Source organism: Novosphingobium sp. 63-713, assembly GCF_001898925.1.
In the GTDB taxonomy this organism is placed as follows: domain Bacteria; phylum Pseudomonadota; class Alphaproteobacteria; order Sphingomonadales; family Sphingomonadaceae; genus Novosphingobium.
Window position 1 is genome coordinate 66,877 of sequence record NZ_MKVS01000008.1, and the last position, 25,231, is coordinate 92,107.

General features: G+C 63.5%; 18 protein-coding genes, 2 tRNA genes and 1 other RNA gene. 7 read left to right on the forward strand and 14 right to left on the reverse strand.

Annotated elements, in window-relative coordinates:
- Nucleotides 1–38: 38 nt before the first annotated feature.
- Nucleotides 39–1,922 carry a sulfatase-like hydrolase/transferase gene (locus tag BGP00_RS05500; RefSeq protein WP_292690183.1) on the forward strand — a complete coding sequence of 628 codons (1,884 nt, stop codon included), beginning with the start codon at nt 39–41 and terminating at the stop codon, nt 1,920–1,922.
- Here BGP00_RS05500 and BGP00_RS05505 read toward each other — a convergent pair.
- Nucleotides 1,919–2,929, reverse strand: a complete 1,011-nt coding sequence (locus BGP00_RS05505) for a LacI family DNA-binding transcriptional regulator (RefSeq protein ID WP_168604640.1) — start codon at nt 2,927–2,929, stop codon at nt 1,919–1,921. The genes BGP00_RS05500 and BGP00_RS05505 overlap by 4 nt on opposite strands.
- A gap of 244 nt (nt 2,930–3,173) precedes the next feature.
- Here BGP00_RS05505 and BGP00_RS05510 point away from each other — a divergent pair, with 244 nt between their 5' ends.
- Entirely contained in the window at nt 3,174–4,580 is a 1,407-nt protein-coding gene (locus BGP00_RS05510; protein WP_292690181.1) for an MFS transporter, read from the forward strand.
- A gap of 1 nt (nt 4,581) precedes the next feature.
- On the opposite strand, the gene BGP00_RS05515 is transcribed toward BGP00_RS05510, so the two are convergent.
- A complete protein-coding gene (locus BGP00_RS05515; RefSeq protein ID WP_292690180.1) occupies nt 4,582–5,610 on the reverse strand; it encodes a LacI family DNA-binding transcriptional regulator in 1,029 nt (342 codons plus the stop codon).
- Nucleotides 5,611–5,821: 211 nt separating this feature from the next.
- On the opposite strand from BGP00_RS05515, the gene BGP00_RS05520 reads away from it, so the two are divergent.
- The 3 genes from BGP00_RS05520 to BGP00_RS05530 all read left to right on the forward strand — a co-directional run bounded on the left by BGP00_RS05520 (nt 5,822) and on the right by BGP00_RS05530 (nt 11,120).
- A complete protein-coding gene (locus BGP00_RS05520; protein WP_292690179.1) occupies nt 5,822–8,215 on the forward strand; it encodes a TonB-dependent receptor in 2,394 nt (797 codons plus the stop codon).
- 61 nt (nt 8,216–8,276) lie between these two features.
- On the forward strand, nt 8,277–9,677 hold the full coding sequence (locus BGP00_RS05525) for a sulfatase-like hydrolase/transferase (protein ID WP_292690178.1): 1,401 nt from the start codon (nt 8,277–8,279) through the stop codon (nt 9,675–9,677).
- 12 nt (nt 9,678–9,689) lie between these two features.
- Entirely contained in the window at nt 9,690–11,120 is a 1,431-nt protein-coding gene (locus BGP00_RS05530; protein ID WP_292690177.1) for a sulfatase-like hydrolase/transferase, read from the forward strand.
- Between the two features lie 94 nt (nt 11,121–11,214).
- Here the strand turns inward: BGP00_RS05530 and BGP00_RS05535 are convergent, their stop codons facing one another.
- Nucleotides 11,215–12,486, reverse strand: coding sequence for a cyclopropane-fatty-acyl-phospholipid synthase family protein (locus BGP00_RS05535; RefSeq protein WP_292690176.1), 1,272 nt, complete (start codon nt 12,484–12,486; stop codon nt 11,215–11,217).
- Between the two features lie 119 nt (nt 12,487–12,605).
- Nucleotides 12,606–13,631 (reverse strand): sensor domain-containing diguanylate cyclase, encoded by a 1,026-nt coding sequence (locus BGP00_RS05540; RefSeq protein ID WP_168604633.1) that lies wholly within the window; start codon nt 13,629–13,631, stop codon nt 12,606–12,608.
- Nucleotides 13,632–13,785: 154 nt separating this feature from the next.
- On the opposite strand from BGP00_RS05540, the gene BGP00_RS05545 reads away from it, so the two are divergent.
- The gene (locus BGP00_RS05545) at nt 13,786–14,436 is read left to right on the forward strand and encodes an FKBP-type peptidyl-prolyl cis-trans isomerase (RefSeq protein ID WP_246870246.1); all 651 of its coding nucleotides are present in this window, start codon (nt 13,786–13,788) and stop codon (nt 14,434–14,436) included.
- 82 nt (nt 14,437–14,518) lie between these two features.
- Here BGP00_RS05545 and BGP00_RS05550 read toward each other — a convergent pair.
- Both BGP00_RS05550 and BGP00_RS05555 read right to left on the reverse strand, forming a co-directional pair.
- Nucleotides 14,519–14,604, reverse strand: a tRNA-Tyr gene (locus BGP00_RS05550).
- 228 nt (nt 14,605–14,832) lie between these two features.
- A tRNA-Tyr gene (locus BGP00_RS05555) sits at nt 14,833–14,918 on the reverse strand.
- Nucleotides 14,919–15,086: 168 nt separating this feature from the next.
- On the opposite strand from BGP00_RS05555, the gene rlmB reads away from it, so the two are divergent.
- Complete coding sequence (rlmB, locus tag BGP00_RS05560; protein ID WP_292690175.1) at nt 15,087–15,917, forward strand: 23S rRNA (guanosine(2251)-2'-O)-methyltransferase RlmB; 831 nt, start codon at nt 15,087–15,089, stop codon at nt 15,915–15,917.
- 112 nt (nt 15,918–16,029) lie between these two features.
- Here the strand turns inward: rlmB and BGP00_RS05565 are convergent, their stop codons facing one another.
- From BGP00_RS05565 to hrpB, 8 genes are all read right to left on the reverse strand, one after another.
- Nucleotides 16,030–16,302: an HU family DNA-binding protein gene (locus BGP00_RS05565; RefSeq protein ID WP_168604631.1), complete on the reverse strand. Its 273-nt coding sequence runs from the start codon at nt 16,300–16,302 to the stop codon at nt 16,030–16,032.
- A gap of 242 nt (nt 16,303–16,544) precedes the next feature.
- Nucleotides 16,545–18,974 carry an endopeptidase La gene (gene lon / locus BGP00_RS05570; protein ID WP_292690173.1) on the reverse strand — a complete coding sequence of 810 codons (2,430 nt, stop codon included), beginning with the start codon at nt 18,972–18,974 and terminating at the stop codon, nt 16,545–16,547.
- Between the two features lie 146 nt (nt 18,975–19,120).
- Nucleotides 19,121–19,849: a trypsin-like peptidase domain-containing protein gene (locus BGP00_RS05575; protein ID WP_292922909.1), complete on the reverse strand. Its 729-nt coding sequence runs from the start codon at nt 19,847–19,849 to the stop codon at nt 19,121–19,123.
- Nucleotides 19,850–19,892: 43 nt separating this feature from the next.
- Nucleotides 19,893–20,228, reverse strand: coding sequence for a YbaB/EbfC family nucleoid-associated protein (locus BGP00_RS05580; protein ID WP_292690169.1), 336 nt, complete (start codon nt 20,226–20,228; stop codon nt 19,893–19,895).
- Nucleotides 20,229–22,016: a DNA polymerase III subunit gamma/tau gene (locus BGP00_RS05585; protein WP_292690237.1), complete on the reverse strand. Its 1,788-nt coding sequence runs from the start codon at nt 22,014–22,016 to the stop codon at nt 20,229–20,231. It lies immediately after the preceding gene.
- Nucleotides 22,017–22,313: 297 nt separating this feature from the next.
- Nucleotides 22,314–22,408: signal recognition particle sRNA small type (ffs, locus tag BGP00_RS05590), an RNA gene on the reverse strand.
- 47 nt (nt 22,409–22,455) lie between these two features.
- A complete protein-coding gene (locus BGP00_RS05595) occupies nt 22,456–22,734 on the reverse strand; it encodes an ETC complex I subunit (protein ID WP_168604626.1) in 279 nt (92 codons plus the stop codon).
- A gap of 33 nt (nt 22,735–22,767) precedes the next feature.
- A complete protein-coding gene (hrpB, locus tag BGP00_RS05600; RefSeq protein ID WP_292690168.1) occupies nt 22,768–25,215 on the reverse strand; it encodes an ATP-dependent helicase HrpB in 2,448 nt (815 codons plus the stop codon).
- Between the last annotated feature and the right edge of the window lie 16 nt (nt 25,216–25,231).

The following is a 25,231-nucleotide window of genomic DNA, read 5'->3' on the forward strand; positions in this document are numbered from 1 at the left end:
GCCAACCCCGCCTGACCCGTTAAAAAGCGAGAGACACCGTGAAACAACCTCATTTCAACCGTCGCACTGTTCTGGGCGCAGCCGCTTCTCTGGCAGCGACTGCGGCTCAGGGGGCGCTTGCCAAACCCTCTTCAGGCGAGCGCCCCAATATTTTGTGGATCGTGTCGGAAGACAACAATCCCTATGTCGGCGCCTATGGCGACAAGCTGGCCCATACGCCCACGATCGACGGACTGGCGCGCAAGGGCGTGCTGTTCCGCCATATCTATTCCAATGCGCCGGTCTGCGCGCCCTCGCGCTTTGGCATCCTGACGGGCGTTTATCCCGAAAGCTGCGCACCGGCCAATCACATGCGGGCCAATGCGCGCTTTCCCAAACAATTCCGCACCTATCCCGAATTGCTGCGCGGCGCAGGCTATCATTGCACCAACAATTCCAAGACCGATTACAATTGCGATGTGAACCCCGAACAGATCTGGGACGTTCAGGGCCCCAAGGGCCATTGGCGCACGCGCCCGGCGGGCAAGCCTTTCATGGCTGTGTTCAATTATGAAACCACGCATGAATCGCGCCTGTTCCACCCCACGCAGGGCCGCGTAACGCCCGATATGGTGAGCATTCCGCCGTTCCTGCCCGACACGCCGGCCATGCATCAGGATTTCGCCAGCTATTACAACCTGATGGAGCAGATGGACGGACAATTGGCCGAACGCCTCGCCGAGCTGGAGGCGGACGGGCTGGCCGAGGATACGATCATCTTCCACTATTCCGACAATGGCGGCGTGCTGCCCCGCTCCAAGCGCTATTGCTATGAAGAGGGGCTGTCCTGCGAGATGGTCGTCTATGCCCCGCCCAAATGGCGCCACCTGCTGCCCGTCGCACCGGGGCAGGAAGTGACCAGCCCGGTCTCCTTCATCGATCTGGCGCCCACGGTGCTGGCGCTGGCGGGTGTGGCCCAACCGGCCCAGATGGTGGGCCAACCCTTCCTTGGCCCGCGCGCCGCGCGCAAGACCTATGCCTTCGGCATGCGCAACCGCATGGACGAACGCTATGATTTTCAGCGCACCGTCACCGATGGTCGCTGGCGCTATATCCGCAATTACATGCCGCATCGCCCATGGGGCCAGCATCAGGCGTTCGAATGGCTGGCCAAGGGCTATCAGGATTGGGAAGCGGCGCACCGCGCCGGGACGCTCAACGCCGATCAGGACCGGTTCTTTCACACCAAGCCCTTCGAGGAACTCTATGACCTGAGCCAGGACCCGCATGAGTTGCACAATCTGGCCGACAAGCCCGAGGCGGACGCGGAACTGGCGCGGCTGAGCAAAGAACTTGATGCGCATATGCTGGCCATCCACGACAATGGCTTCATCCCCGAAGGCATGGCGGGCGAAGGTTATTTCGAGAGCCGCGACCGCAAGGCCTATCCCCTGCCCGAAGTGATGGCCATGGCGCGTCTGGCGGCGGGCGGCAAGGGCAGCGAGGCGCAACTGGTCGCGGGACTGAACCATCCCCTGCCCGTCATGCGCTACTGGGCGGCAACGGGCCTGCTCATCGGTGGCCAGCAAGGGGCCAAGCCCGCCCTGCTGGCCGCGCTGGCCAAGGACAGCGCCGATCAGGTCCGCGTGGTGGCCGCCGAGGCGCTGGTGCGTCTGGGCGAGATCGACGAACCCGTCCGTGTCCTGACCGCCCTGGCCGCGCAGGACAAGGTGTGGCCGGTGCAATTGCAGGCGCTCAACGCGCTGACCTATATCGGGGACCATGCCCGCCCCGCCCTGCCCGTTGTGCAGCAGGCGGCGCAGAGCGAGCAGGAATACGTCCGCAACGCCGGGCGCTATCTCAGCGCGGTTCTGGAAGGGAAATATACGCCTTCGATGCCGATCATGGATTTTGAACGGCTGATCCGCCGCATGAAGGTCTAAAACGGATAGGGTTCGAGGCAATGCTGACGGCTGCCGTCGGTAGAGCCTCGAATCATCAGTTGATATTCAAAGGGTTGCGGTTTGAAGTCGGGGTTGATCGCGGCTTCGACCGCCGCCCGCGCAATTTCGCGCACGGGCTGATGCACGGTGGTGATGGGCGGAAACACCATGCGGGCGATGGGCGAATCGTCAAAGCCCGCCACCGCCAGATCATCGGGCACCCGGTATCCCAGCCGCGCCGCCTCGGCCATGGCGCCTGCGGCCAGTTCATCGCCCGTGGCAAAGATCGCGGTTGGCCGCTGGGGCAAGGCCAGCAGGCTGGTGGTGGCCGCCACGCCCGAGGCGAAGGTGAAATCGCCGCGCAATATCAGCGCGGGGTCTTCCTCGATCCCCGCCTCGGCCAGCGCCTTGCGATAGCCCACCACACGCGCCTCGGAAGCCAGACGGCGTTGCGGCGGGCCGATGATGCCGATCCGCCTGTGGCCCTGGGCAATGAGATGGCGCATCAATTCCATGACAATGGGTTCTTCATCCACCGGCACACGCAGACCATAGCCTTCAAAGGCCGGAGCCACCCGCACGATGGACACTTTCTCCCGCTCGAAATAATCCAAAATCCGCTCCTCATTGCTGAAGGGCGGGGTCAGGATCACGCTGTCGGGACGGGCGGAAAAGTTGATCGAGAAAAAGTCGGAGCGGCGATATTCGTGATAATCCAGCATCTCGGTAATGAGATTATAGCCCGAGGCCCGGCAGGCCGCGCCCATCGCGATCAACATGCGCGCAATATAACTGGCCCCGAGGCGCGGCACGAGCAACCCGATCAGATAGCTGCGCTGTCCCGCCAATTGCCGCGCGGCCAGCGTGGGCTTGTAGCCCAGTTCACGGATCGCCTGATTGACCCTTTCGCGCGCCTCATTGCCGACGCGCTTCTCGCCATTGACCACGCGCGAAACGGTCTTGAACGAAACACCGGCGGCCTTGGCCACATCCTTGATTGTCGCCACTGATGAAAGGATCCCCGTCTGGCCCGTCGCGCCGTTTGCGCGCAATTTTGTTCATATTGGCAAAATACCCGCAGGCAAGATCGCAGGGCGCCCCGCAAAATGCAAATGATGCTTTTTCACCACGGTTTGCCGCAAGTTAGCGCAGACCAACCGTTCGACTGGCCAGCCTGCCGGATCATGGCTATGCCGTGGTGTGACGGATTGGCCAGAATCCCGACGAACGGGGCGGCGCAGGGGAGAGGATGTGGGCGATATCTTGCGCGCCAAGCGCTATTTCCCTTTTGCTGCGCTGTTGCTTGCAAACTTCATGGAAGTTTTGAACGCGATGTTCGTGAATGTCTCGATGCCGGTGGTGGCGCGCGACCTTCACGCATCAAGCCATATAACCCATTGGTTCTACAGCTCTTATGCGCTCGGGTTTGCGCTGACGCTGGTGATGACCGGGCCGATGGCGGACCGGGTGGGGCATCGGCGGGTGTTTCTGGCCGGGGCGGGGCTGTATGTCGGGGCCTCGCTGTCCTGTGCGCTGTCGGGCGGGATTGTCGCCTTCCTGCTCTCGCGTCTGGCGCAGGGGGCCGCTTTCGCGCTGACCGCGCCCCAGATCATGGGGCTGCTCCATATCCTCTATGCCCCGGAGGACAGGGTCCGGCTGCTGCCCGCGCTCGGCTTTGCCTCGGCCTCGGCGGGCACGTTCGGGCCTTTGGTGGCCGGGCTGCTGATGTCGGGCAATTTTGCCGATCTGGGCTGGCGCATGGTGTTTCTGGCGGGCGCCTCGATCGGAGTGACGGCGCTCTTGCTGGGCTACTGGCTGCTTCCGCGCGACACGCACAGCCGTGAGCAACAGGATCAGGGCTTTCTGCATCGCCGCATTCCGCTGGTGATGGCGGTGGGCGCGATCATGGTGGTGCTGGAATGGCTGGGGCGCGACAAGGCCGGCCTGCATCCGTGGATGGCGGCGCTGGCCGTGCTGCCCCTTGTTGCCCTGTGGCGGATCAGGCGCGGGTCATTTTCCCTGCGCCGCCCATGGAGCATGTCCGCCGATCCCACCGCTCTGTCGCAACTGGCCACAGGCGCGATGCTCACCATCTGTTTCAGCGCCAGCAGCAACAGCCTGATCATCATCATCAACCATATTCTTCAGAACGGGCGCGGCCATTCGCCCTATGTCTCGGGCGCGATCCAGATCCCCTATGGCGTGGGCGTGTTTCTTTCGATCCTGTTCTTCGGCCGCTTTCTGCTGAAAAAGGACGGGCGGTTTGTCATTGCCACGGGGGCGGCGATCCTCGCGCTTGCTGCGCCGCTGATCATGTGGGCCGGGCAAAATCCGAACTGGCCGGTCTGGGCGCTGCTGCCCATTCTGGCGCTGGCGGGCATGGGGGTGGGCATGACATCGGGCTGTATCGGCCCGGCCAGCATGGCGCGCATTGCCCCGGCCAATGCAGGAGCAGGCGCGGCGGCGCTGAGGCTGGGACAACAGATCGGCCTCGCGCTGGGCGGGGCGATGATCATGCGGCCCTATTTCTACCTTTCCCAGCAGCCCGTGGTGGGCGCGGGGCCGCCGTCCTACCTGCTGGTGCTGCTTTTCGTGCTGGCCACGGCGGTGGTGCTGGCGGCCAGTTTCCCCCGGCCGCTTTTCCCCACCCGCACTTGAATCACGTCTCGCCGGTGCTGGCGCGCGGGATCAGTTCGACCGGAAAGGTCATGGCCCGCGCGCGCGCCGGGGCCGGTTCGGTCAGCCAGCAGACCGCCTGATAGGCCATTTCGGAATTGGGCTGGCGCACGGTGGTCAGCGCGGGCCAGGTCAGCCGCCCGAAATCGGCATTGCCATAGCCCGCCACCGCCAGATCCTGCGGCAGCGCAAAGCCTGTGGCATGGCCGCGCGCCAGCACGCCTGCGGCCACCTCGTCATTGAAGGCAAAGATCGCCGTGGGCCGGTCCTTGTGGGCCAGCAATTCGGCAGCCTCATTATAGCCGATCGGATCGTCGCCCTCCTTTGCCCGGCTGCCCACGGGATAGCCGACATTGCGGATCTTCTCCGGCTTGCCCCCAAGGCGGGCGATTTCCTCGACAAAACCCTGATAACGCTGGGTCGCGGCGACATGCCCGACGATGTTCATGATCAGGCCGAAATGCCGGTGTCCCTTTTCCCACAAATGCCGGGCAATCAGCGCCCCGCCATGCATCTCATCGGCCTGAACCACATCGGAACGGTCAAAATCGCCCATCGGGGAATGGCGGACATAGCGCAGGCCCAGTTCGTCAAACATATCGAGCAATTGCTCATTGCTGCTGAGCGGGGCGGTGACGAAGATCCCGTCGACCGGGGCCAGTTGCAACTGCTGGCGGAAGGAGTCGATGGCATCGCTCTGATCGGGATCGAATTCGCGGATGATCAGATGATAGCCGCGCTCCTGGCAGGCGCGCGCGGCGCCGCGATAGATCTGCGACATGAAAAACGCCGTCATCCAATTGGAAACGATGCATATTCTCAATGTCTTGGCGCTGGCCAGCGCGCGGGCCGAGACGTTCATCTGATAGCCCAGTTGCCGGACCGCCTCCATCACCCGCTCGCGCGTTTCCGCCCCCACCCCTTTCTCACCATTGAGCGTGCGCGCCACGGTTTTGGCGGACACTCCGGTGATCCGGGCAACATCATCTAGCGTGGGTCTGCGGTTCGACATGAGCGTTGCATAAGCCAACAGGCCGGTGCCTGTCCACGCAGGTGACGGTGCGAGGCCTTTCTTGACAGCCCTGTCACAGCGGCATAGGCAATACGTCAGCGCTGACGTTGATTCGTCGAGAGCGCTGGATATGGAATTTACCCCCGAATTCGCGCGTGTTCATACCCGCCAATTCGTGGCGCAAGAATCAAAAACAGGGAGAGACATCGCCATGAAATCAATCCGCACAGCCCTTTTGCTGGGCTTGGCAACGACAGCGCTGACGCAGACGGCCCATGCGCAACAGGCCCCGGCGACCGACACCGCGCCCGGAGACATTGTCGTCACCGCACAAAAGCGCGCCGAACGCCTTCAGGATGTGCCTCTCGCCGTCACCGCGCTCAGCGCGCAGGCATTGGCCACCCGCAACATCACCGACACCACCAGCCTCGGCCAGATCTCGCCCTCGCTCACCTATACGCAGGGCACCAATCCGAACAATTCGAACTTCCGCATCCGCGGCATCGGCACCGCCGTGTTTGGCGTGGGCAATGAATCCTCGGTCTCGGTGGTGATGGACGGCGTGGTCATGGCCCGCGCGGCGCAGGGCTTTTCCGATCTGGCCGATATTGAACGGATCGAAGTGCTGCGCGGGCCCCAGGGCACGCTGTTCGGCAAGAACGCCACCGGCGGCGCGATCAACGTGGTCACCGCCCGCCCGACCAGCGAATTCTCGGGCAAGGTCAATGCCACGATTGCCGAAAAGGGCGAATACCACCTGAACGGCACCGTCTCGGGCCCGTTGAGCGAGCATGTCCGCCTGCGCCTGAGCGGTTACTACAACAAGGATGACGGCTATATCTACAACGTCGTCCGCAAGGCCAAGACCAATGGCGGCGAAGGCTATGGCCTGCGCGGCAAGCTGGAGATGGACATTGGGCGCCTGAACCTGCTGGCCGGGTTCAATTATGGCCATAATCAATCGCAATGCTGCCAGACGGTGGCCATCCGCACCGACAATGCCAATCTGGCCCTGCTTCAGGCCCCGGTGATCGCCAGCCCGTCGAACATGCAGGCCAATTCAAACCTCGATACCGTCACGCTGACCACGCAGCAGACCTATTCGCTGGAGGCCAAGCTGGACCTTGGCGCATTGTCGCTGACCTCGATCAGCGCCTATCAGAAGTATAAGTTCTATAACAATCAGGATGTTGATGCCGTCAACACCGATGTTCCCATCTACAGCGGCGGCACGGCGGCCCCCGCCTATGCCCAGTTCGACGTGAATGGCGGCGGCTATCAACTGGACAATTTCTCGCAGGAACTGCGCCTGTCCAATGCCAAGAAGGGGCGGCTCAATTATGTCGGCGGGATCTATTTCTCGGACCTGACGATTGACCGCGACTTCACACGCCGCATCGTTACCTGCTCGGCGCCTGCCTCATCGGGGCTGGCCATCGGGGCGCCCTGCCCTGCGGCCAATGTCGTGGGCTCCTCGGGGGCCAGCCTGGCCCATCTGCGCTCCTATCAATATGCCGGGTTTGGTCAGGTCGATTACAATCTGGTCGGCGGGCTGAAGGCAATCGGCGGCATGCGCTGGCAGCATGAATATATCTCGGTCTATGGTTTCCAGTATCCCAACGCGCCCTTTGCCGGGGATTCGCTCAATGTCCCGGTCACGCGCGGTTTCACCGCCGCCTCGGACGAGGTGCTGACCGGCAAGGCGGGCCTGCAATATGAATTCAACCGCAATGCGCAGGCCTATGCCACCTATACGCGCGGCTATAAGGGCCAGTCGCTGGGCACCGAATACAATCAGACGTTCAACAATAATGCCGTGGTGCGCCCCGAAACCGTCAACGCCTTCGAGGTCGGCTTCAAGGGCACGACCATCGATCGCAAGCTGAGCATCGCGGTGTCGGCCTTTATCGCCAAATACAAGGATCTGCAGGTTCAGGCCAACAAGTCGGACCAATCGACCGGCAATTTCCTTTTCACCGTCACCAATGCGGGCGCGGCCACGACCAAGGGCGTCGAAATCGAGCTGACCCTGCGCCCGATCGATGGGCTATCGATCAATTCCTCGCTGGCCTATACCCATGCCCGCTTTGATGCCGATGGCCTTGCCTGTCCGCTGCAAAATCAGGCCAGTTTTGCCACCATCGCCTATGGCGCAACGCCGCCCACCAATGCCTGCTACAAGCAGTATAGCGTGAACAATGTCCTGTCGGGCGCGAACCAGAATGTGCGCGGCGGCATCCTGCCCAACACGCCCGAATGGCGCTTTACGATCAACCCGCGCTATGAACGCAATGTGGGCTCGATGATCGCCTATGTCGACCTGGCCATGGCCTATCAGAGCAGCGTGCTTTTCGCGCTGGAACAGGACCCGCTGCTGGTGCAGCGCGCCTACACCACCTTTGACCTCTCGCTGGGCGCGCGCCCGGCGGACAAGGGGATCAGCGTCTCGATCTTTGCCAAGAACCTGACCGACCAGCGTTTCTATTCCGCCATGGGCCATGGCAGCGAGCTGACCTCGCAGACGCTGACGCCCAACAACCTCACTGCTTTCGTGCCCAAGGCGGCCTCGCGCTATTTTGGCCTGAGCGTGGGCTATTCGTTCTGACCCATCCCCGGACGGTGGGAGGATCTCCCTTCCGCCGTCTGATCCCGAAAGAGGGCATGACATGACACATATCAACCGGCGCAAACTGCTGGCCGGATCGGGCCTGCTGGCTGCGGGGCTGGCGCTTGGCGGGGCGGCGCAGGCGGCGGGATCGCGCCCGCCCAACATCATCGTGATCCTGTGCGACGATCTGGGCTATGGCGATGTCGGCCCCACCGGCGGGCGGCGCGTGCCCACGCCCCATCTCGACCGGATGGCGGCCCAGGGCATCACGCTGACCGATTATTACGCCCCGGCCAATGTCTGCACTCCCTCGCGCGCGGGGATCCTGACCGGGCGCTATCCGGTGCGCACCACGCTCTCGCGCGTGCTGCTGGAGGCCGACACCCAGCAATTGCCCAAGACCGAGCGCACCATCGCCCATGCGTTGAAACCGGCGTATAAAAGCGCGCTGATCGGCAAATGGCATCTGGGCCACAAGGGCGATGCGTGGGACCCGACCAATTACGGCTTCGACCTGTTCTACGGTATTCCATACAGCCATGACATCAACCCGCTGCGCCTGTATGAACGCAAGGCGGGCGAGGCGATGCGCGACGAGGAGGTGGATTTCCCCCGCCTCCAGCAAAAATTCTACAGCCGCGCCCGAGGTTTTATCGAGGAAAACGCGCATCGGCCCTTCTTCCTCGAACTGGCGCTGTCCTCGCCCCATCTGCCCAATTTCCCCGCGCCCGGTTTTGGCGGCAAGTCGCAGGGCGCGGGCGCCTATGGCGACACGATCATCGAAATCGACAGCATCGTGGGCCGGTTGAACGCTACGCTGGTCCGGCTGGGGTTGGAGCGCGACACGCTGGTGATCTTCACTTCGGACAATGGGCCGTGGTTCGAAGGATCGACCGGGGGCCTGCGCCAGCGCAAGGGCGGCGGGGCCTATGACGGGGCCTATCGGGTGCCCTTTATCGCGCGCTGGCCCGGCCATATCCCGGCCGGGCGACGCAGCAATGCCATGGCCATGGGCATTGATGTGCTGCCCACGGCCTGCGCACTGGCGGGCCTGCCGCTGCCGCCGGGGGTGGAGATCGACGGGCGCGACATCAGCGCTGTGCTGATGCGCGGCGGGGCCTCGCCCCATGAGGAGCTGCTGTTGTTTCAGGACGAGAATGTCGTGGGCATCCGCACCCAGCGCTGGAAATATGTCCGCGCCGATTTCTATATGAACTTTCTGATGCCGCTTGACGGCCGCGGCTATCCCCAGCTCTATGACATGCGCGACCCGACCGAGCAGTATAGCGTGGCCTCGCTGCACCCGGATGTGACGCGCGCGATGCAGGCGCGGATGCAGCAGGCGGCGGCGCGTTTCGCCCCCTATCGCCGCACGCCCGAAGACCCGATCGCGGCGCAGGCCAAGGCCCAGGCCGCCGCGCGCGGCCATACCAACCTGCCCGCCATGTGGCAGGATTAACGGAGAGACGCCATGAAACTGCGGAAATATGTCGCTCTGGCCGCCATCGCGGCGATGTTGATGCCCGGCGGCGCGATGGCGCAGAGCCGCCCCGCACCAGAATACAGCCATGGTCCGGCGGCCTCACCCGCCCCCGCCCTGGCCCCGCGCCGGGCCGGATCGCCCAATGTCATCTTCATTCTGGCCGATGACATCGGGATCGAGGCGTTCAACGCCTATGACGGCGAATATTACACGCCCAACATCGACCGCCTCGCCAAGGAAGGCGTCCGCTTTACGCAGGCTCATGCCACGCCTTTGTGCAGCCCCTCGCGGGTTCGCCTGATGACAGGCATGGAAAGCCACCGCAATTACGATGCCTTCGGCTATCTGGCGCCGGGCCAGTTCACCTTCGGCAATATGATGAAGGCCTCGGGCTATACCACCGGGATCGTCGGCAAATGGCAATTGATGGGGAACGGTTTTGACGGGCGCGTGGGTATCACCCCGCAGCAGGCCGGGTTCGATGAAAGCTATCTCTGGCAGCTGAAGGCGCTCGACGCCAAGGGGTCGCGCTATTGGGGGCCGACCCGCGTCGGCAATGGCCGGACAAAGATCAACGAGGAGGGCTTCGGCCCCGATTTCGACAGCCAATATGCGCTGGATTTCATCAGCCGCCACAAGGACCAGCCCTTCTTCCTCTATTACCCGATGGTGCTGGTGCATAATCCCTTTGTGCCCACGCCCGACAGCATGAGCGCGCAGGGCGCCAAGACCCGCTTTGCCGCGATGGTCACCTATATGGACAAGCTGGTGGGCGCCTTGATGGACCGCCTCAAGGCCGAGGGACTTGATGAGAACACGGTGGTGATCTTTTCGGGCGACAATGGCACCAACCGCCAGATCACCTCGACCCGCGCGGGCTATTCAGTGCGCGGGGGCAAGGGCACGCCCACCCTGTCGGGCACCCATGTGCCGATGATCATCCGCGCGCCGGGCAAATTGCCCGCCGGGGTCACGCGTGATGGCCTGTTCGATTTTGCCGACATCATGCCCACCATCGCCGAGGCCAGCGGCGCGCAGGCCCCCGCAGGCATCGACGGGGTCAGCCAATGGGCCGTGGCCAAGGGCGAGAAGCCCGCGGCACGCGACTGGATCTTCCAGCATTATGCCCCGCAATGGCAATTCGACCCGGCGCGTTATGTTTTTGATGCCCATTACAAGCTCTATGGCGATGGGCGTTTCGTCGCGCTGGACGACATGGCGGGCAGCGAAACCCCGATCGCCGCGCCCAAGGGCGAAGCCGCCCTACGCAAGGCCGGGCTGCAAAAGGTACTGGATTCCATCAAGGACGGCGCGCTGAGCAAGGTGAAATACCCGTGGTGCGCCGGGCAGCCGTCAAGCGATCCTGCACGCCCAGCCATAGAGGCGGGATGCAAAAACATGCCTCAGGGCGAGGAATAGAACCTCGCCCCCCAAACTATCCAAGACCCTGGACTGGCCGGGCGGCCCCTCTCCAATACGTCGCCCGGCGCTTTTTGTTATATGGCGCGGCTCCTCACGCCACCTTGGGCGCCAGATGCCAGACCGGCGGGGCCTCCTTGGACAAAAGGCGCTGCATTTCGGCGGCAATATAATCGCGCGTCATCGGCAGGGCGCTCTGCTGCTTCACGTTCTGGATATGGAAATTGACCATATTGCCCTGACGGAACGCCTGTTCGGCCCCGACCAGATAGAATTGCCACATGCGCAGCAATTCCTCGTCATACATGGCGATGATGCGGTCGGCATGCAGCGTGGTGCGCCGATACCATTCGGCCAGCGTTTCGGCATAATGATAGCGCAGCACCTCGATATCGCCGGTTTTCCATCCCGTCCGCTCGATGGCCCCCACCAGCTCGCTCATCGCCGGAATATAGCCGCCGGGGAAGATATATTTGCGCGTCCACGCATCGGTGAAGCCCGGCCCGCCCGCGCGCCCGATCGTGTGGGTCAGCATGATGCCGTCATCGGCCAGCCGGTCGAACGTATGGCCGAAATATTCGTCGAAATGGCGCGCGCCGACATGCTCGATCATGCCCACGCTGGTGATCCGGTCGAATGTCTCGGTCAGATCGCGGTAATCGACGAGGCGGAACTGCACCCGGTCGGCCACGCCTGCGGCCTGTGCGCGTTCCTGCGCAAAGGCGACCTGATCGGGGGCCAGCGAAATGCCCAGCACCTCGCAACCGTAATGGCGGTTGAGAAACAGCCCCAGCCCGCCCCAGCCGCAGCCGATATCGAGCACCCGCATCCCGCGCGCATCGGGCGGTAGGCGCAATTTGGCCGCGATCAGCGCTTTCTTCTCCAGTTGTGCCTGTTCCAGCCCCACCTGCGGGCCGGAGAAATAGGCCATCGTATATTGCCGGTCTTCGTCGAGGAACATTTCGTAGAATTGCCGTGTCAGGTCATAATGGTGGCGTACATTGCGGCTGGAACGGCGGCGGTCGTTGAACTGGTCGAAATACCATGCCGCGCGGTCGATCATCCGGCTCAGCCGCCCCGGTGCGTCCATATGGGTCTTGGCCGCCTTGGCCTCGGCGCCGATCATCAGCACCAGATCGCGGATGTCATGGGGCGGCTCGACCACCATCCAGCCGCGCATATAGGCCTCACCCGCGCCCAGCGAGGGGTTGCGGGCAATATGCCCGGCGGTGCGCCTGTCGGTAAAGCGCAGGCGGAGCGGGTCGCCCTTGCCCGAGCCGTAAAGATGGACCTTCCCGTCCGCATCGGTGATCTGCAAAGGGCCGGTGCGGATCGCACGGCGGAGGAAGCGGTCAAGCAGCCACATATCTCATCCTTTCATTCCGTCGCCAACCAATGCCTGAAGGGCGGTTTCGGTTCCAGAAACCCAACAGAAACACTTAACGAAGCGATGAATACAGGCGGAAATATACGGGTAGGCCGAAATCAGGCCATTTGGGCGCGGGCCTCGCGGCGCTGACGCTTTTCCAGATACATGGCCGCATCGGCATTCTGAAGCGCCTGATCCACGGTCGTCTCGCGCGGATCGGCGCTGATGATGCCAAGGCTGGCGCCGGGATAGTGCATCGAGCAGCAGGGCAGATCATAATGCCCCTCGATCACCGAGGAGAGCCGCCGCCGCATCGCCGATACCGTCAATTCGCTGTCCTGCCCCTGCGCCGGGCCAAGCCCCGCCAGCACGAATTCGTCGCCCCCAAGGCGGCCCAGCAGATCGCTGCCCCGCATACCCAGGGCCAGCCGCCGCCCGACCTCGATCAGGAAAGCATCGCCGGTTTCATGGCCATAGGTGTCATTGATCTGTTTGAACCCGTCCAGATCGATGAAAGCCAGAGTCACGCGCCGCCCTTCGCGCAGGGCCAGACTGAACAGGCGGCTCAATTCCTGAAAGATGAAGCGGCGATTGGGCAGCCCGGTCAAAGTGTCGGTAAAGGAAAAGCCCTCAAGCTCGCGATTGGCCCGCTGAAGCTTTTCGAGCAGGTTCTCGCGCTGGATATGCTGCTGGATCAGCGCGCCGAACAGCACCAGCACCTGACGCCCTTCGGAGGTGATCGGGCGCTTTTCCGAACTGGCGGCGCATAATGTACCGAACAGGCTGCCATCCTCCATCCGCACAGGGGTGGAGGCATAGGTGCATATGCCCAGCGCGCGCGCCGCATCCGAATCGCCCCAGCAGCCCGCCACATCATCGGTAAAGGGTTGTCCGGCATCCAGTGCGCGTTTGCACAAAGTGTCGCCCCACGGCACTGTCAGTCCTTCGGGGATCTGCATCACCTTGCTGTTGCGGGCATAGAGGATGCTCTGAACCCCGGCCGCCTCATCGATCCGGGTCAGATAGGTGCTTTCCAGCCCTGTGACCAGTTCAAGCATGGTGAGCAACGGGCGGGTGAGCTGTTCGACCGTCTGCGCGGTTGCGACCGTTTCGGAAATCCGACCCAGCAATGCGTCTGACATGGCAGATCCTCTTTATTCCGCGAGCCTTGCGCCGGCCCTGTTCGTTTCACACAATGCCAAAATTCACGCATTTGGCATCAGGCAAAATGCTGAACCGATGTATAATTGCCATCGGCTTGATCGGGGCGGGCCATCCTGCCTATACCTCGCGGCCATGAAGCAACTGTCTCGCGCTCTGTCGCCCCTCGCCCCGTCCCTGTTTTCTCTGGCGGCCCTGTCGCTGATGATCGGCACCGCCCAGGCCGCCGCCCCGGCGCACAAAGCCGCTGCGGCAAAACCTGCCGCGACCAAGCCCGCGCCCAAAGCGGGCAATGACATCATTCCTTTGCCGCTCAATCCCATCCTCCCGGCCTCTCAGCGTGTATGCGGCACCAAGACCGCCTCGGGCGTCAGCTTCACCATGCTGCGTCCTGCCACCGGCCCTGTGCCCGCCGAAGAGGATTATGTGCTGGTCAATTACATCGGCTATCTGGCCGCCACGGGCGCGGTCTTCGATCAGGGCATGCACGCAACCTTTCCCGTTGCGGGCGTGATCCCCGGCTTTTCGCAGGGGCTTCAGATGGTGCCCAAGGGCGGCATCGCGCGTTTCTGCATTCCGGCGGCCATGGGCTATGGCGCGCAGGCCGCAGGCCCCATCCCCGCCAATTCGGATCTGGTGTTTCAGGTTGAGCTGATCGACTACAAGACCGGCGCCGAGATCGAAACCATGCGCAAGGCTCGCGCGGCGGCAACGGCCCCGGCCGAAACCGCCCCTGCGACCACGCCTGCGCCCAATCCGGCACCTGCTGGCACGCCTCAGCAATAAGACCAGACGCTGCGCCGGGCCAAGCGCCTGGCGCAGCGTCATAGGCGGTTCGCCCTGTTCATGCTGAACTTTGAAGAAACGGTGGTGGACAGGGCTAGATTCGAACTAGCGTACGCTTGCGCGGGCAGATTTACAGTCTGCTGCCTTTAACCACTCGGCCACCTGTCCACACCGTCAGGCCTCTTTGACAGAGGCATCGAGCTGGGGGTCTCCCCCCGAATGACCCCATTTGCATGGAGCCGTTCAGCCGAGGTCCGCGCCTATGCGGATGTTGTTCGCATCTGTCAACTGGCAGAAATCATTGCGCACAAATTCTGTCGCAAAAGCCCCGGCGCGTGCCGACACAATGGCCCTTGGGGCCGGATCACGATGAATTGTCTGGGAAAACTGCAACGGTGGTGGACAGGGCTAGATTCGAACTAGCGTACGCTCTCGCGGGCAGATTTACAGTCTGCTGCCATTAACCACTCGGCCACCTGTCCACACCGTCAGGCCTCTTGCGAGGCTATCCAGCTTGGGGGTCTCCCCCCGAATGGCCCCTTTTATGTGGAGCCGTTCAGCCGAGGACCGCGCCTATGAGGATCTTGCCCTTGCCTGTCAACACTCGAATTGGCAAAGGCGGGGAAATTTTTTCCAGAAAGGACAATTTCATGAGCCGCCACAGCGACGACGACAGCCAACAGGGCGGACGCGGAAAGGGCAAGGCTCTGCGGGGCCGCGCGGGCCGCATGCAGGGCGGACGCGGTTCGGGCCGCGCCAGCAAGGGCGCGGTGCGCCTGTGGGGCCACCACGCGGTCGAGGCCGCGTTGAAGAACCCCGACCGCCGCCACCGCAAATTGTGGGCCACACGCGAAGCCATCGCGAATCTGGATGGCGAGCTTCCCGCTGATTTCACGATCGAATATGCGCAGGCCGCCGATCTTGGCCGCCTTGTCGCGCGCGATGCGCCGCATCAGGGGCTGGTGCTGGAATGCGACGCGCTTGAGGATATTTTCCTCGATGAGGTGCTGGACGGCGATCCCTCGCGCCCGCTCGTCGTGCTTGATCAGGTGACTGATCCGCATAATGTCGGCGCGATCCTGCGCTCGGCTGCGGCCTTCAATGCGGCCGCGATCATCACCCAGGACCGCCATGCTCCGCCCGAATCGGGTGTGCTCGCCAAATCGGCCAGCGGGGCGCTGGAGGTCGTTCCCTGGGTCCGCGTGGTCAATCTGGCCCGCGCGCTCGAAGAAATCGCCGAGGCCGGTTACTGGCGCATCGGTCTGGCGGGCGAGGCCGAGGTGACTCTGTCGCAGGCGATGAGCGCGGGTCCTGTCGCGCTGGTGCTGGGCGCAGAGGGTGAAGGCATGCGCCACAATATCACCCAGCATTGCGATGTTCTTGCCCGTCTGCCGATCAGCGAGGCGATGGAATCGCTCAACGTGTCGAATGCCGCCGCCATCGCGCTCTATGCCGTGGCCACGCGCGAAGAGGCCGAATAAGCCCCTTCCCATGCCTCAAACAAAAACGCCGCCCGGATGATCCGAGGCGGCGTTTTTCTTTCTGCTTATGGCTGCGAGGCGTTTCAGCCATTCAGCAGTCAAAAACGGGTGATCAGTTCACCGCGTCCTTCAGGCCCTTGCCGGCCTTGAACTTGGGCTGAGCCGAAGCCGAGATCGCCAGAGGTTCGCCGGTGCGGGGGTTGCGACCGGTCGAGGCCTTGCGCTTGGCCACCGAGAAAGTGCCAAAGCCGACCAGACGGACTTCATCGCCAGCCTTCAGAGCAGCGGTAATCGCTTCGAACACGCCTTCGACGGCCTTGGTCGCATCATTGCGGGTAAGGCCGCTGGCTTCGGCAACCGCGCCGATCAGTTCGTTCTTATTCATTTGGGTACCCCCGGAAAGGACGTTGAGAATATCTGTTTGAGTCGCCTCGACAGCGGGCGGAATTGAGCGACTTTTAATGGCGCTGTCAAAGCGAAATGCGGTTAAAAACCCGCAATTATCCCCGAAAATCGGGGGTTTTCGACGAATGGATGGCTAAACTCGGCCTGTCGTGGCCAAACCGCAATGCGGCGACCCGGGGGTAAACCCGAGTCGCCGCATTGCAGCAAAATTGGTGCAGCAGATCAGTGCGCCGTGGCCGAAGAAGCCGGCGGCGCGCCCGCAGGCGCAGCGCCGGGCTGGCTGGCCAGATCATCGGCCTCGGTCCACTCGATGGCCTGCGGCACCTCAACCAGCGCGCGCGCCAGCACCTGATCCACATGGCTGACGGGCACGATTTCCAGACCCTCGCGGATATTGGCCGGAATCTCGGCCAGATCCTTGGCATTCTCCTCGGGGATCAGCACGGTCTTGATGCCGCCACGCAGCGCAGCGAGCAGCTTTTCCTTCAGCCCCCCGATCGCCAGCACACGCCCCCGCAGCGTGACCTCGCCGGTCATCGCCACATCGGCGCGCACGGGGATGCCGGTCAGCGTGGAAACCATCGCCGTCACCATGCCGATGCCCGCACTCGGCCCATCCTTGGGCACGGCGCCTTCGGGCAGGTGGATGTGCAGATCCTTGCGGTTGAAGATCGAAGGCTTGATCCCATAGGCAGGCGCGCGGGCCTTCACGAACGAAAACGCCATCTGCACGCTCTCGCTCATCACCTCGCCCAGCTTGCCCGTGGTCTTGACCGCGCCCTTGCCCGGCACGGTCACGCTTTCGATGGTCAGCAATTCGCCGCCCACCTCGGTCCAAGCCAGCCCGGTCACCGAACCGATCTGATTTTCCTCATCCGAAACGCCATGACGGAATTTGCGGACACCGGCGAAATCGGCCAGGTTTTCGGGCGTGATCGTCACGCCCTTTTCCTTGCCCTCAAGGATCTTGCGCAGGCTCTTGCGCGCCAGCCTGGCGATCTCGCGCTCCAGCGTACGCACGCCCGCCTCGCGGGTGTAATAGCGGATCAGATCGCGCAGCGCCGGCTGCGTCAGGGTGAACTCGCCCTTCTTCAACCCATGCGCCTCGACCTGCTTGGCCACCAGATGGCGCTCGGCGATCTCGACCTTCTCGTCCTCGGTGTACCCCTCCAGACGGATGATCTCCATGCGGTCCAGCAAAGGCTGGGGCAGGTTCAGGCTGTTGGCCGTGCAGACGAACATGATGTCCGACAGATCGATGTCCAGCTCCAGATAGTGGTCCTGGAACTTGGCATTCTGTTCCGGGTCCAGCACTTCGAGCAGCGCCGAGGCCGGATCGCCGCGGAAATCCTGACCCAGCTTGTCGATCTCGTCGAGCAGGAACAGCGGATTGCTCGTGCCCGCCTTTTTCAGGTTCGACACGATCTTGCCCGGCATGGAGCCGATATAGGTGCGACGGTGGCCGCGAATTTCGGCCTCATCACGCACGCCGCCCAGCGATTGCCGGATGAATTCGCGCCCGGTTGCCTTGGCAATGCTCTTGCCCAGCGAGGTCTTGCCCACGCCCGGCGGGCCGACGAGGCACAGGATCGGCCCCTTCAACTTGTTGGTCCGCGCCTGCACCGCCAGATATTCGATGATCCGGTCCTTGACCTTGTCCAGAGCATAGTGATCGGCATCGAGCACCGCCTGCGCCGCGCCGATGTCCTTCTTCAGCTTGCTCTTCTTGCCCCAGGGCAGACCCAGCAGCACGTCGAGATAATTGCGCACGACGGTCGCCTCGGCGCTCATCGGCTGCATCGTCTTGAGCTTCTTCAGCTCCGTCTCGGCCTTGGTCCGCGCTTCCTTGCTCAGCTTGAGCTTGTTGATGCGCTCCTGCAGCTCGGCAATTTCATTGGCGCCGTTTTCATCGCCGCCGCCCAGCTCGCTCTGAATCGCCTTCAACTGTTCGTTGAGGTAATATTCGCGCTGGGTCTTTTCCATCTGGCGCTTCACGCGGCCACGGATCCGGCGCTCCACCTGCAGAACGCCCAGTTCGCCTTCCATGAAGCCATAGACCATTTCCAGCCGCTTCAACGGATCGGTTTCCGACAGCAATGCCTGCTTGTCGGCCACCTTGGCGCTGATATGGCTGGCGATCTGATCGGCCAGAGCCGATGCGTCCTCGATTTCGGAAAGCTGGTCGCCCGCATCCTGCGAGAGCTTCTTGTTCAGCTTGGCATATTCGCCGAACTGATCCACCACGCTGCGCATCATGGCCGCGACTTCGGGCCCTTCGGCCTCGCCGCTTTCCACCGGCGCCAGTTCGGCGCGCAGCATCTCCTCTTCCTCGGTCAGGGCGACCATGCGCGCGCGCCGCGTGCCTTCGACCAGCACGCGCACCGTGCCGTCGGGCAGTTTCAGCAGTTGCAGCACCGTGGCCACCACGCCCACATCATAGAGGTCATCGGCATGGGGATCATCGCAACCCGGGTCCAGCTGGGCCAGCAGGAAGATATCCTTGTCGCCCGCCATGGCCGCTTCCAATGCGGCCACCGATTTTTCGCGACCCACAAACAGCGGCACCACCATGCCGGGAAAAACCACAATATCGCGCAGCGGCAGCATCGGCAGCGGCGCAATCACATTCGAGGGAGTGTTCTCGTCGGTCATAATCTTCCATTCAGGCTGCGCCTCAGAACGGCAGCCCCGCATTGTTTTTGAGGATATGGGGAGCGGATGCGCGTGGTGCAATGGGGAAAAGGGCCGCAATCGCCCATGTTGGCAATTTGCCCACAGAAGGCAGCGGCGCGGTTTTCCTATTTCGCCGCGCCGATCAGGGCGCGCAGACGGTCAAGCGGAACCGCCATGCCCAAGAGATCGCCGCGATCCTTGCCCCCGCCCAGATGCAGACCCAGCACACGGCCCGCCCCATCCACCACGGCGGCCCCGCTGCTGGCCTGCAAGGCCAGCGTGCCGTCGACAAAGGCATATTGCAGCGCATCGGGGCCGTTATAGATCACCCGCGCGCCATAGCGCCGGATCCGCCCATCGCCCCCCATCGAGGCCACGACCCATACCTCATCGCCCACCGCCGCCGCCTTGTCGGCCAGTTGCAGGCGGGTGGCGCCATTCAGACTGGCCGGATCGGCGGCAAAGGCGGCCACATCGCGAAAGGGCGTGGCCATCGGCACCGCGCCTGGAATCGCCAGCGTACGCCGCGCGGCCCAATGCTGACCATCGCCATTGGTGCAGCCGGTCATCTTCACATGCTCGGGCAGGTTTTCGGATGCGATCTGCGCCGCCAACCCGCCATTCGGCCCGAACAGATGCAGCGCCGTCACCAGAAAAAGCGCAGGAGGGCGCGGCGCCAGCGGATTGCTCGGGCTGGGGGGCTCGGTCATGTCGAGCAAAAAGGCGGTTCCGGCCGACATGGCGCTGTCATCAACCGAAAAGCTGGGATGACAGGTCGCGGCGGTCGGATCGGTCGCTTTGTCGCTCTCGACGGCCACGGCCACTGGGGCCGCGCAGGCCAGCATGAGGGCCATGGCGCCACGCCACAGCCCTTGATGCATTCCCGTCATGGAGGGATCAGAACGGCAGCTTAAAGCCCGGCGGCAGGCCCATGCCGCTCTGCGCCTTGGCCAGTTCGGCCCCGGCAACTTCATCGGCCTTGGCGCGCGCATCGTTGAAGGCGGCCGCGATCAGGTCTTCCAGAATGCCCTTGTCGGCGGGCACCAGCAGGCTGTCATCGACCGCAACGCCGATAACGCGGCCCTTGGCGCTGGCCCGGATCTTGACAAGACCGCCGCCCGCGCTGCCTTCAACCTCGAGCGAATCCAGCTTCGACTGGGTTTCGTTCATCTGCTTCTGGATCGTTTCGGCGGCCTGCTGGGCGGCCTTGATCATTTCTTCCATCGACTTCATTTAACGGCTCCCATAGGACTGGCGGCGAGCAAAACCGCCAGACTGTCCTTCATCGGTAATATCCTGCGCCCCGGGGAATGCGGCCAATGCGGCCTGCATCAGGGGCGACTGCTGGCGCTGGCTGACCTGCGCCTCACGGGCCTTGGCTTCAACCTCCATCAAAGTCGGTTGGCCGCCTTCGCTGCGCTGCTCGACCTCCCACAGATCGCCGGTCACCTCACGCAGGATCTTGCGCAGATCCTCGACGATATTCATCGCAAAGCCCGGAGCCTGCTCGAAAACCAGCCGTGCGGGGGAAAGTTCCACCACGCGGACCTGTCCGCGCATCATCGCCCCCATGGGGATCGAATAATGCTCGACATGCTCGACCAATTGCCGCCAATCCATAGCGGGGGCGGCAGGCGCCTGCGCCGGTTCGCCGGGCGCAGAAGGCGGCATGGCCACAGCCTGCGCGGCCAGCCCTTCAAGCTTTTTCACCAATTGCCCCGGATCGGGCATATCTGCGGCATGGAGGCAACGCAGCAACGCCATTTCCGCCGCTACCAAAGGCGCGGGCGCGGTCTTGACCTCGTCATGCCCCTTGATCAGCATCTGCCAAAGACGATGCAATTGCCCCGGCTGCAAACGCTTGGCCCAATCCTCGATGGCCTTGCGCTCATCCTCGGAAACGGCCTTGACCTCGCCGCGCCCGACCTGGGCCACGGTGATGCGGTGAGTGATTTCCATCGCGCTGCGCATCAGGGCGATAGGCTCAACCCCCAGCGCAAATTGCGCCGACACCAGATCGAGCAGAGCCGTGCCATCGCCATTCAGCAAGGCGGCGAACAGCTTGCGCTGCACACTCTTGTCGGCCAGCCCCAACATCTCGCGCACGCTCTCGGCGGTGACATTGGTATGGTCGGAATCGCTGGCCAGATCGGCATGGGCAATCGCCTGATCGAGGATCGACAGCCCGTCACGCGCCGAACCTTCGGCCGCCTCGGCAATCATGCCCAGCGCCTCGGCCTCGATGGCCACGCCTTCCTTTTCGCAGATCGCGCCGAAATGCTCGGCCAGCAATTTGGCCGGGATGCGTTTCAGGTCAAACCGCTGACACCGCGACAGGACGGTGATCGGCAGCTTGTCGACCTCGGTGGTCGCGAAAAGGAATTTCACATGCGCAGGCGGTTCCTCAAGAGTCTTGAGCAACGCATTGAAAGCATTGCGCGAAAGCATGTGAACTTCGTCGATGATATAGATCTTGTAGCGCGCCGAAACCGCCGCATAGCGCACCGCTTCGATGATCTCGCGCACGTCGTCCACGCCGGTATGGCTGGCCGCGTCCATCTCGATCACGTCGATATGCCGCCCCTCGGCAATCGCCACGCAAGGCTCGCATACGCCGCAAGGGCTGATGGTCGGACCGCCCTTGCCATCCGCGCCCACGCAGTTGAGCGCCTTGGCAATCAGGCGCGCGGTGGAGGTCTTTCCCACGCCGCGAATGCCGGTCATCAAAAACGCATGGGCCAGACGATCACGCTTGATCGCATTGGCCAGCGTCTGGACCATCGCGTCCTGACCGATCAGCTCGGCAAAAGTCTGCGAACGATATTTGCGGGCGAGCACGCGATAGGGCTGCGCCGAAACTACGGGCGCGGGGGTGGGCGCCGGATCGGGCGCGCCGAACATGCTCTCCTGCCCCGCCTCTTCCAGTTCGGCCGCGCTGGGCTGATCTTCTGGCGCGTCATCGTCCCACGGCAGATCATCGCCGTCATCGTCGCCGCCGAACATGTCCGAGGAATCAGTCATCATGAATGTCTAACTAGGGCTTGGGGAAAGGTTTGTCGAATGGGTTGCAGGGAAAGAAGAAGGGATAAATGCGAGGGTCTAGACCCTCGCGCTCCCATTACTGTCTGCGTTGCGCCCCAATGTAACGGAGCGCAACGCCGCACCGCCGGAGGCTATAAATTAAGCCGCTTCGCGGAATGCCGGTGTTTTCACACCACCCCAGTCATGGGATTGCAAAGGGTCGAGACCCTTGCCCGCCGGAGGCATAAACCACCCACCGCACAAACAAAAAAACCAGCCCGAAAGCTGGTTCTTTGTAACGTAGGAGCCGGCCGACCCGCGGCAATTCCGTTGTGGCTGCTTCCTTCCGGACCTGACCAGGTTGGCGGACGCAACGTCCGACCGACTCCCGGAGCGGCCTATGGCGAGGCTTGCCGCGAAAGGCAAGCCCCTTTGATGCTTAGCGGAAATTATCCGCGTAAGCCTGCAGCTTAAGGCGGCGCGGCGGGGTGGCGTGGATAGTGGCGAGGATGCCATGCTTGTCGGCATAGGCTTTCGCTTCATCCAGCGAGGCGAACTTGAGGCTCACCTGATTTTGCGTGTCGGCGCTGCCGGGCCAGCCCATCAGGGGGTCGGGACGGCGGGCTTCATTGGGGGCGAATTCGAGGATCCACTGGTCCAGCAGGGCCTTGCCGGACTGCATGGCGTTCTTCGGGCGCTGAAAGATACGTGCGGTCATAGGCGCTGCCATGCCAGCGAATCGCGCCATAAATCAAGAGCGACGTTGGGCATGAAACGCGTTTTTCGTCTTCAAACTGGGGTCTTCGGCCCATGGCTCGTCGGGCCAGCGGTGTTTGGGGTACCGGCCCTTCATGTCTTTGACCACATCGCGCCACGATCCGCGCCAAAATCCGGGCAGATCCATCGTGGTCTGGATCGGCTTTCCGCCCGGCGAAGTAAGCAAAAGTCGCAAAGGCTGGGGCGGATTGCCAAAGGTGGGGTGGCGCTCAAGGCCGAACAGCGCCTGCACGCGCACCTCGACCGATGGCCCGCCCGCATCGTCATAATCGATGGGATGCGTGCTGCCCGCCGGGCTGCGAAACTCGCCGGGCACCAGCCGGTCGAGCGTCTGCTTCCCATCCCAGCCCAGCCGGTCGAGCAAAGCCTGATGCAACGCCCCGGCCTCCACCGAATCAAGCCGCCGTTTGAGATGCGGCCCCGCCCAATCCTCCAGATCAGCCAGCAAGGCCGCCTCGCTCAGTGCCTCCACCCCGGCAAAGCGTGCGCGTTTGAGCAGGCCCAGACTCGAGCGCCCCAAAGGCAGCAGGCCCAGCCCCTCGGCCCGGATCCGCTCGCACAGGAAAGCCGTGATCGCGGCGGGATCGGGCTTGGGATCGCTGCCCCGCATGAACACAAAGGCCCCCAGCCGCCGCTCGAGCAGTGCCTCAACCCGCCGCTCATCCGCCACCCAGCGCAAGGTGGAACGCCGCTCGATCCGGTGCGCCAGATGTTCGAGCACCTCGGCCTCGGAAAGGGCAATCGCCCCGGTAATCCGCGCGCCCTTGGCCGACCCTTGGGCCTCGCCCACGGCCAGATATTCGGCGCGGGCCAGCGAGGACAGGCCATCGAGCACCAGCCCCCTGCCCCCCGCCGCCAGCCATTCCTCACCGCTGGCATCGCGCCGCTTGGCCAGATTGTCCGGGAAACCTTCGGCCAGCAAAACGCCCGCGGGCGGGGCCTCGCCGGGGATGCGCGCGACCAGCTTTTCGGCCCGCCGCGCCCATTGCTTGGCCATTTGCCGCGCCGCTTCGGCCTTGGCCGAACGGTCGCTCCGCCAGCGATCAAGCCGCGCCAAAAGGTCTTCGCCCCGCCCGCCCAGCGCGCGCTCCTGCAACAGAAAGGCCAGCATTGCCGCCGCCTCCCCCGCCCCGCGCGCCGCGCCATAGAGCAGAATATGCGCCTGCTCCGGCCCCATCGGCAGACTTGCCATCGCGCGGCCATGGTCGGTGATCCGATCACCATCCAGCGCGCCAAGGCTGACCAGTTTGGCCCGCGCGGCCGACAGGGCCGCCGCCGGAGGAGGATCAATCCACGCCATTGCGCCCGGATCAAGCGCCCCCCATTGCGCCAGCGCCAAGGTAAAAGGCGCCAGATCGCTGGTCAGCATTTCGGGCGGATCAAAGGCGGGGCGACCGGCATGAGCGGCCTCCTCCCACAAGCGATAAGCGACGCCCGGCCCCTGACGCGCAGCGCGGCCCGCACGCTGGGCGGCGGCGGCCTGCGAGGATCGCGTGGTAATGAGGCGCGTGACACCCGCTGCCTTGTCATATTCCGGGCGACGCGACAGGCCGCAATCGACCACCACCGACACGCCGTCCAGCGTCAGCGAAGTCTCGGCAATGCTAGTGGCCAGCACGATACGGCGGCGACCTTCGGGATCGCGGCGAATCGCGGCGCGCTGGGCCTGCGGCTCGCATTGGCCGTGCAGGGGCAGGATCGGCGTACTTTTTAGCTGCTCCTCCAGTTTTTCCGCCACGCGGGTGATCTCGCCCACGCCGGGCAGGAAGGCCAGAATATCGCCCTCCTCCTCGCGCCATGCGGTCAGGATCGCGCTCACCATCTGTTCTTCGATCCGCGCCTCGGCCCGCGCGCCCAGCCAGCGGATGGTCAAAGGCCAGGCCCGCCCCTCGCTCTCGATCACCGGCGTATCGGGGCCGAGCAAGGCGGCAAAACGCTCGCCGTCAATCGTGGCCGACATCGGGATGATGCGCAGATCTTCGCGCAGGACCTGCTGACACTCCACCGCAAGAGCCAGACCTAAGTCACTGTCAAGATTGCGCTCATGTGCCTCGTCGAACAGAACTGCGGAAATACCGGACAGTTCGGGATCAGCCAGAATGGTGGCGACAAAAATCGCCTCGGTCACCACCAGAATGCGAGTCTTGGCCGATTGCTTGCTGTCCAAACGGGTCAGATAGCCCACCGTCTGCCCGGCGCTCTCACCCATCATTTCGGCCATGCGCTCGGCCGCCGCGCGCGCCGCCACGCGCCGGGGCGAAAGCAGGATCACCTTGCCGTTGCACCACGCCTCGCGGATCAGCGCGGGGGCCACGCTGGTCGTCTTGCCCGCACCGGGCGGCGCGATCAGCACGGCATTGGGGCGATCACGCAGGGCCTTCAGGAGTTCAGGCAGGACGGTATGGATGGGCAGGTCTGACACAGGTTTGCGTCATATG

Coding starts and splice junctions, on each gene's coding strand:
- BGP00_RS05515 (WP_292690180.1), bottom strand. CDS start 5,610: ATGTCGAACCGCAGACCCACGCTAGATGATGTTGCCCGGATCACCGGA.
- BGP00_RS05520 (WP_292690179.1), top strand. CDS start 5,822: ATGAAATCAATCCGCACAGCCCTTTTGCTGGGCTTGGCAACGACAGCG.
- BGP00_RS05525 (WP_292690178.1), top strand. CDS start 8,277: ATGACACATATCAACCGGCGCAAACTGCTGGCCGGATCGGGCCTGCTG.
- BGP00_RS05530 (WP_292690177.1), top strand. CDS start 9,690: ATGAAACTGCGGAAATATGTCGCTCTGGCCGCCATCGCGGCGATGTTG.
- BGP00_RS05535 (WP_292690176.1), bottom strand. CDS start 12,486: ATGTGGCTGCTTGACCGCTTCCTCCGCCGTGCGATCCGCACCGGCCCT.
- BGP00_RS05540 (WP_168604633.1), bottom strand. CDS start 13,631: ATGTCAGACGCATTGCTGGGTCGGATTTCCGAAACGGTCGCAACCGCG.
- BGP00_RS05545 (WP_246870246.1), top strand. CDS start 13,786: ATGAAGCAACTGTCTCGCGCTCTGTCGCCCCTCGCCCCGTCCCTGTTT.
- rlmB (WP_292690175.1), top strand. CDS start 15,087: ATGAGCCGCCACAGCGACGACGACAGCCAACAGGGCGGACGCGGAAAG.
- BGP00_RS05565 (WP_168604631.1), bottom strand. CDS start 16,302: ATGAATAAGAACGAACTGATCGGCGCGGTTGCCGAAGCCAGCGGCCTT.
- lon (WP_292690173.1), bottom strand. CDS start 18,974: ATGACCGACGAGAACACTCCCTCGAATGTGATTGCGCCGCTGCCGATG.
- BGP00_RS05575 (WP_292922909.1), bottom strand. CDS start 19,849: ATGGCCCTCATGCTGGCCTGCGCGGCCCCAGTGGCCGTGGCCGTCGAG.
- BGP00_RS05580 (WP_292690169.1), bottom strand. CDS start 20,228: ATGAAGTCGATGGAAGAAATGATCAAGGCCGCCCAGCAGGCCGCCGAA.
- BGP00_RS05585 (WP_292690237.1), bottom strand. CDS start 22,016: ATGACTGATTCCTCGGACATGTTCGGCGGCGACGATGACGGCGATGAT.
- BGP00_RS05595 (WP_168604626.1), bottom strand. CDS start 22,734: ATGACCGCACGTATCTTTCAGCGCCCGAAGAACGCCATGCAGTCCGGC.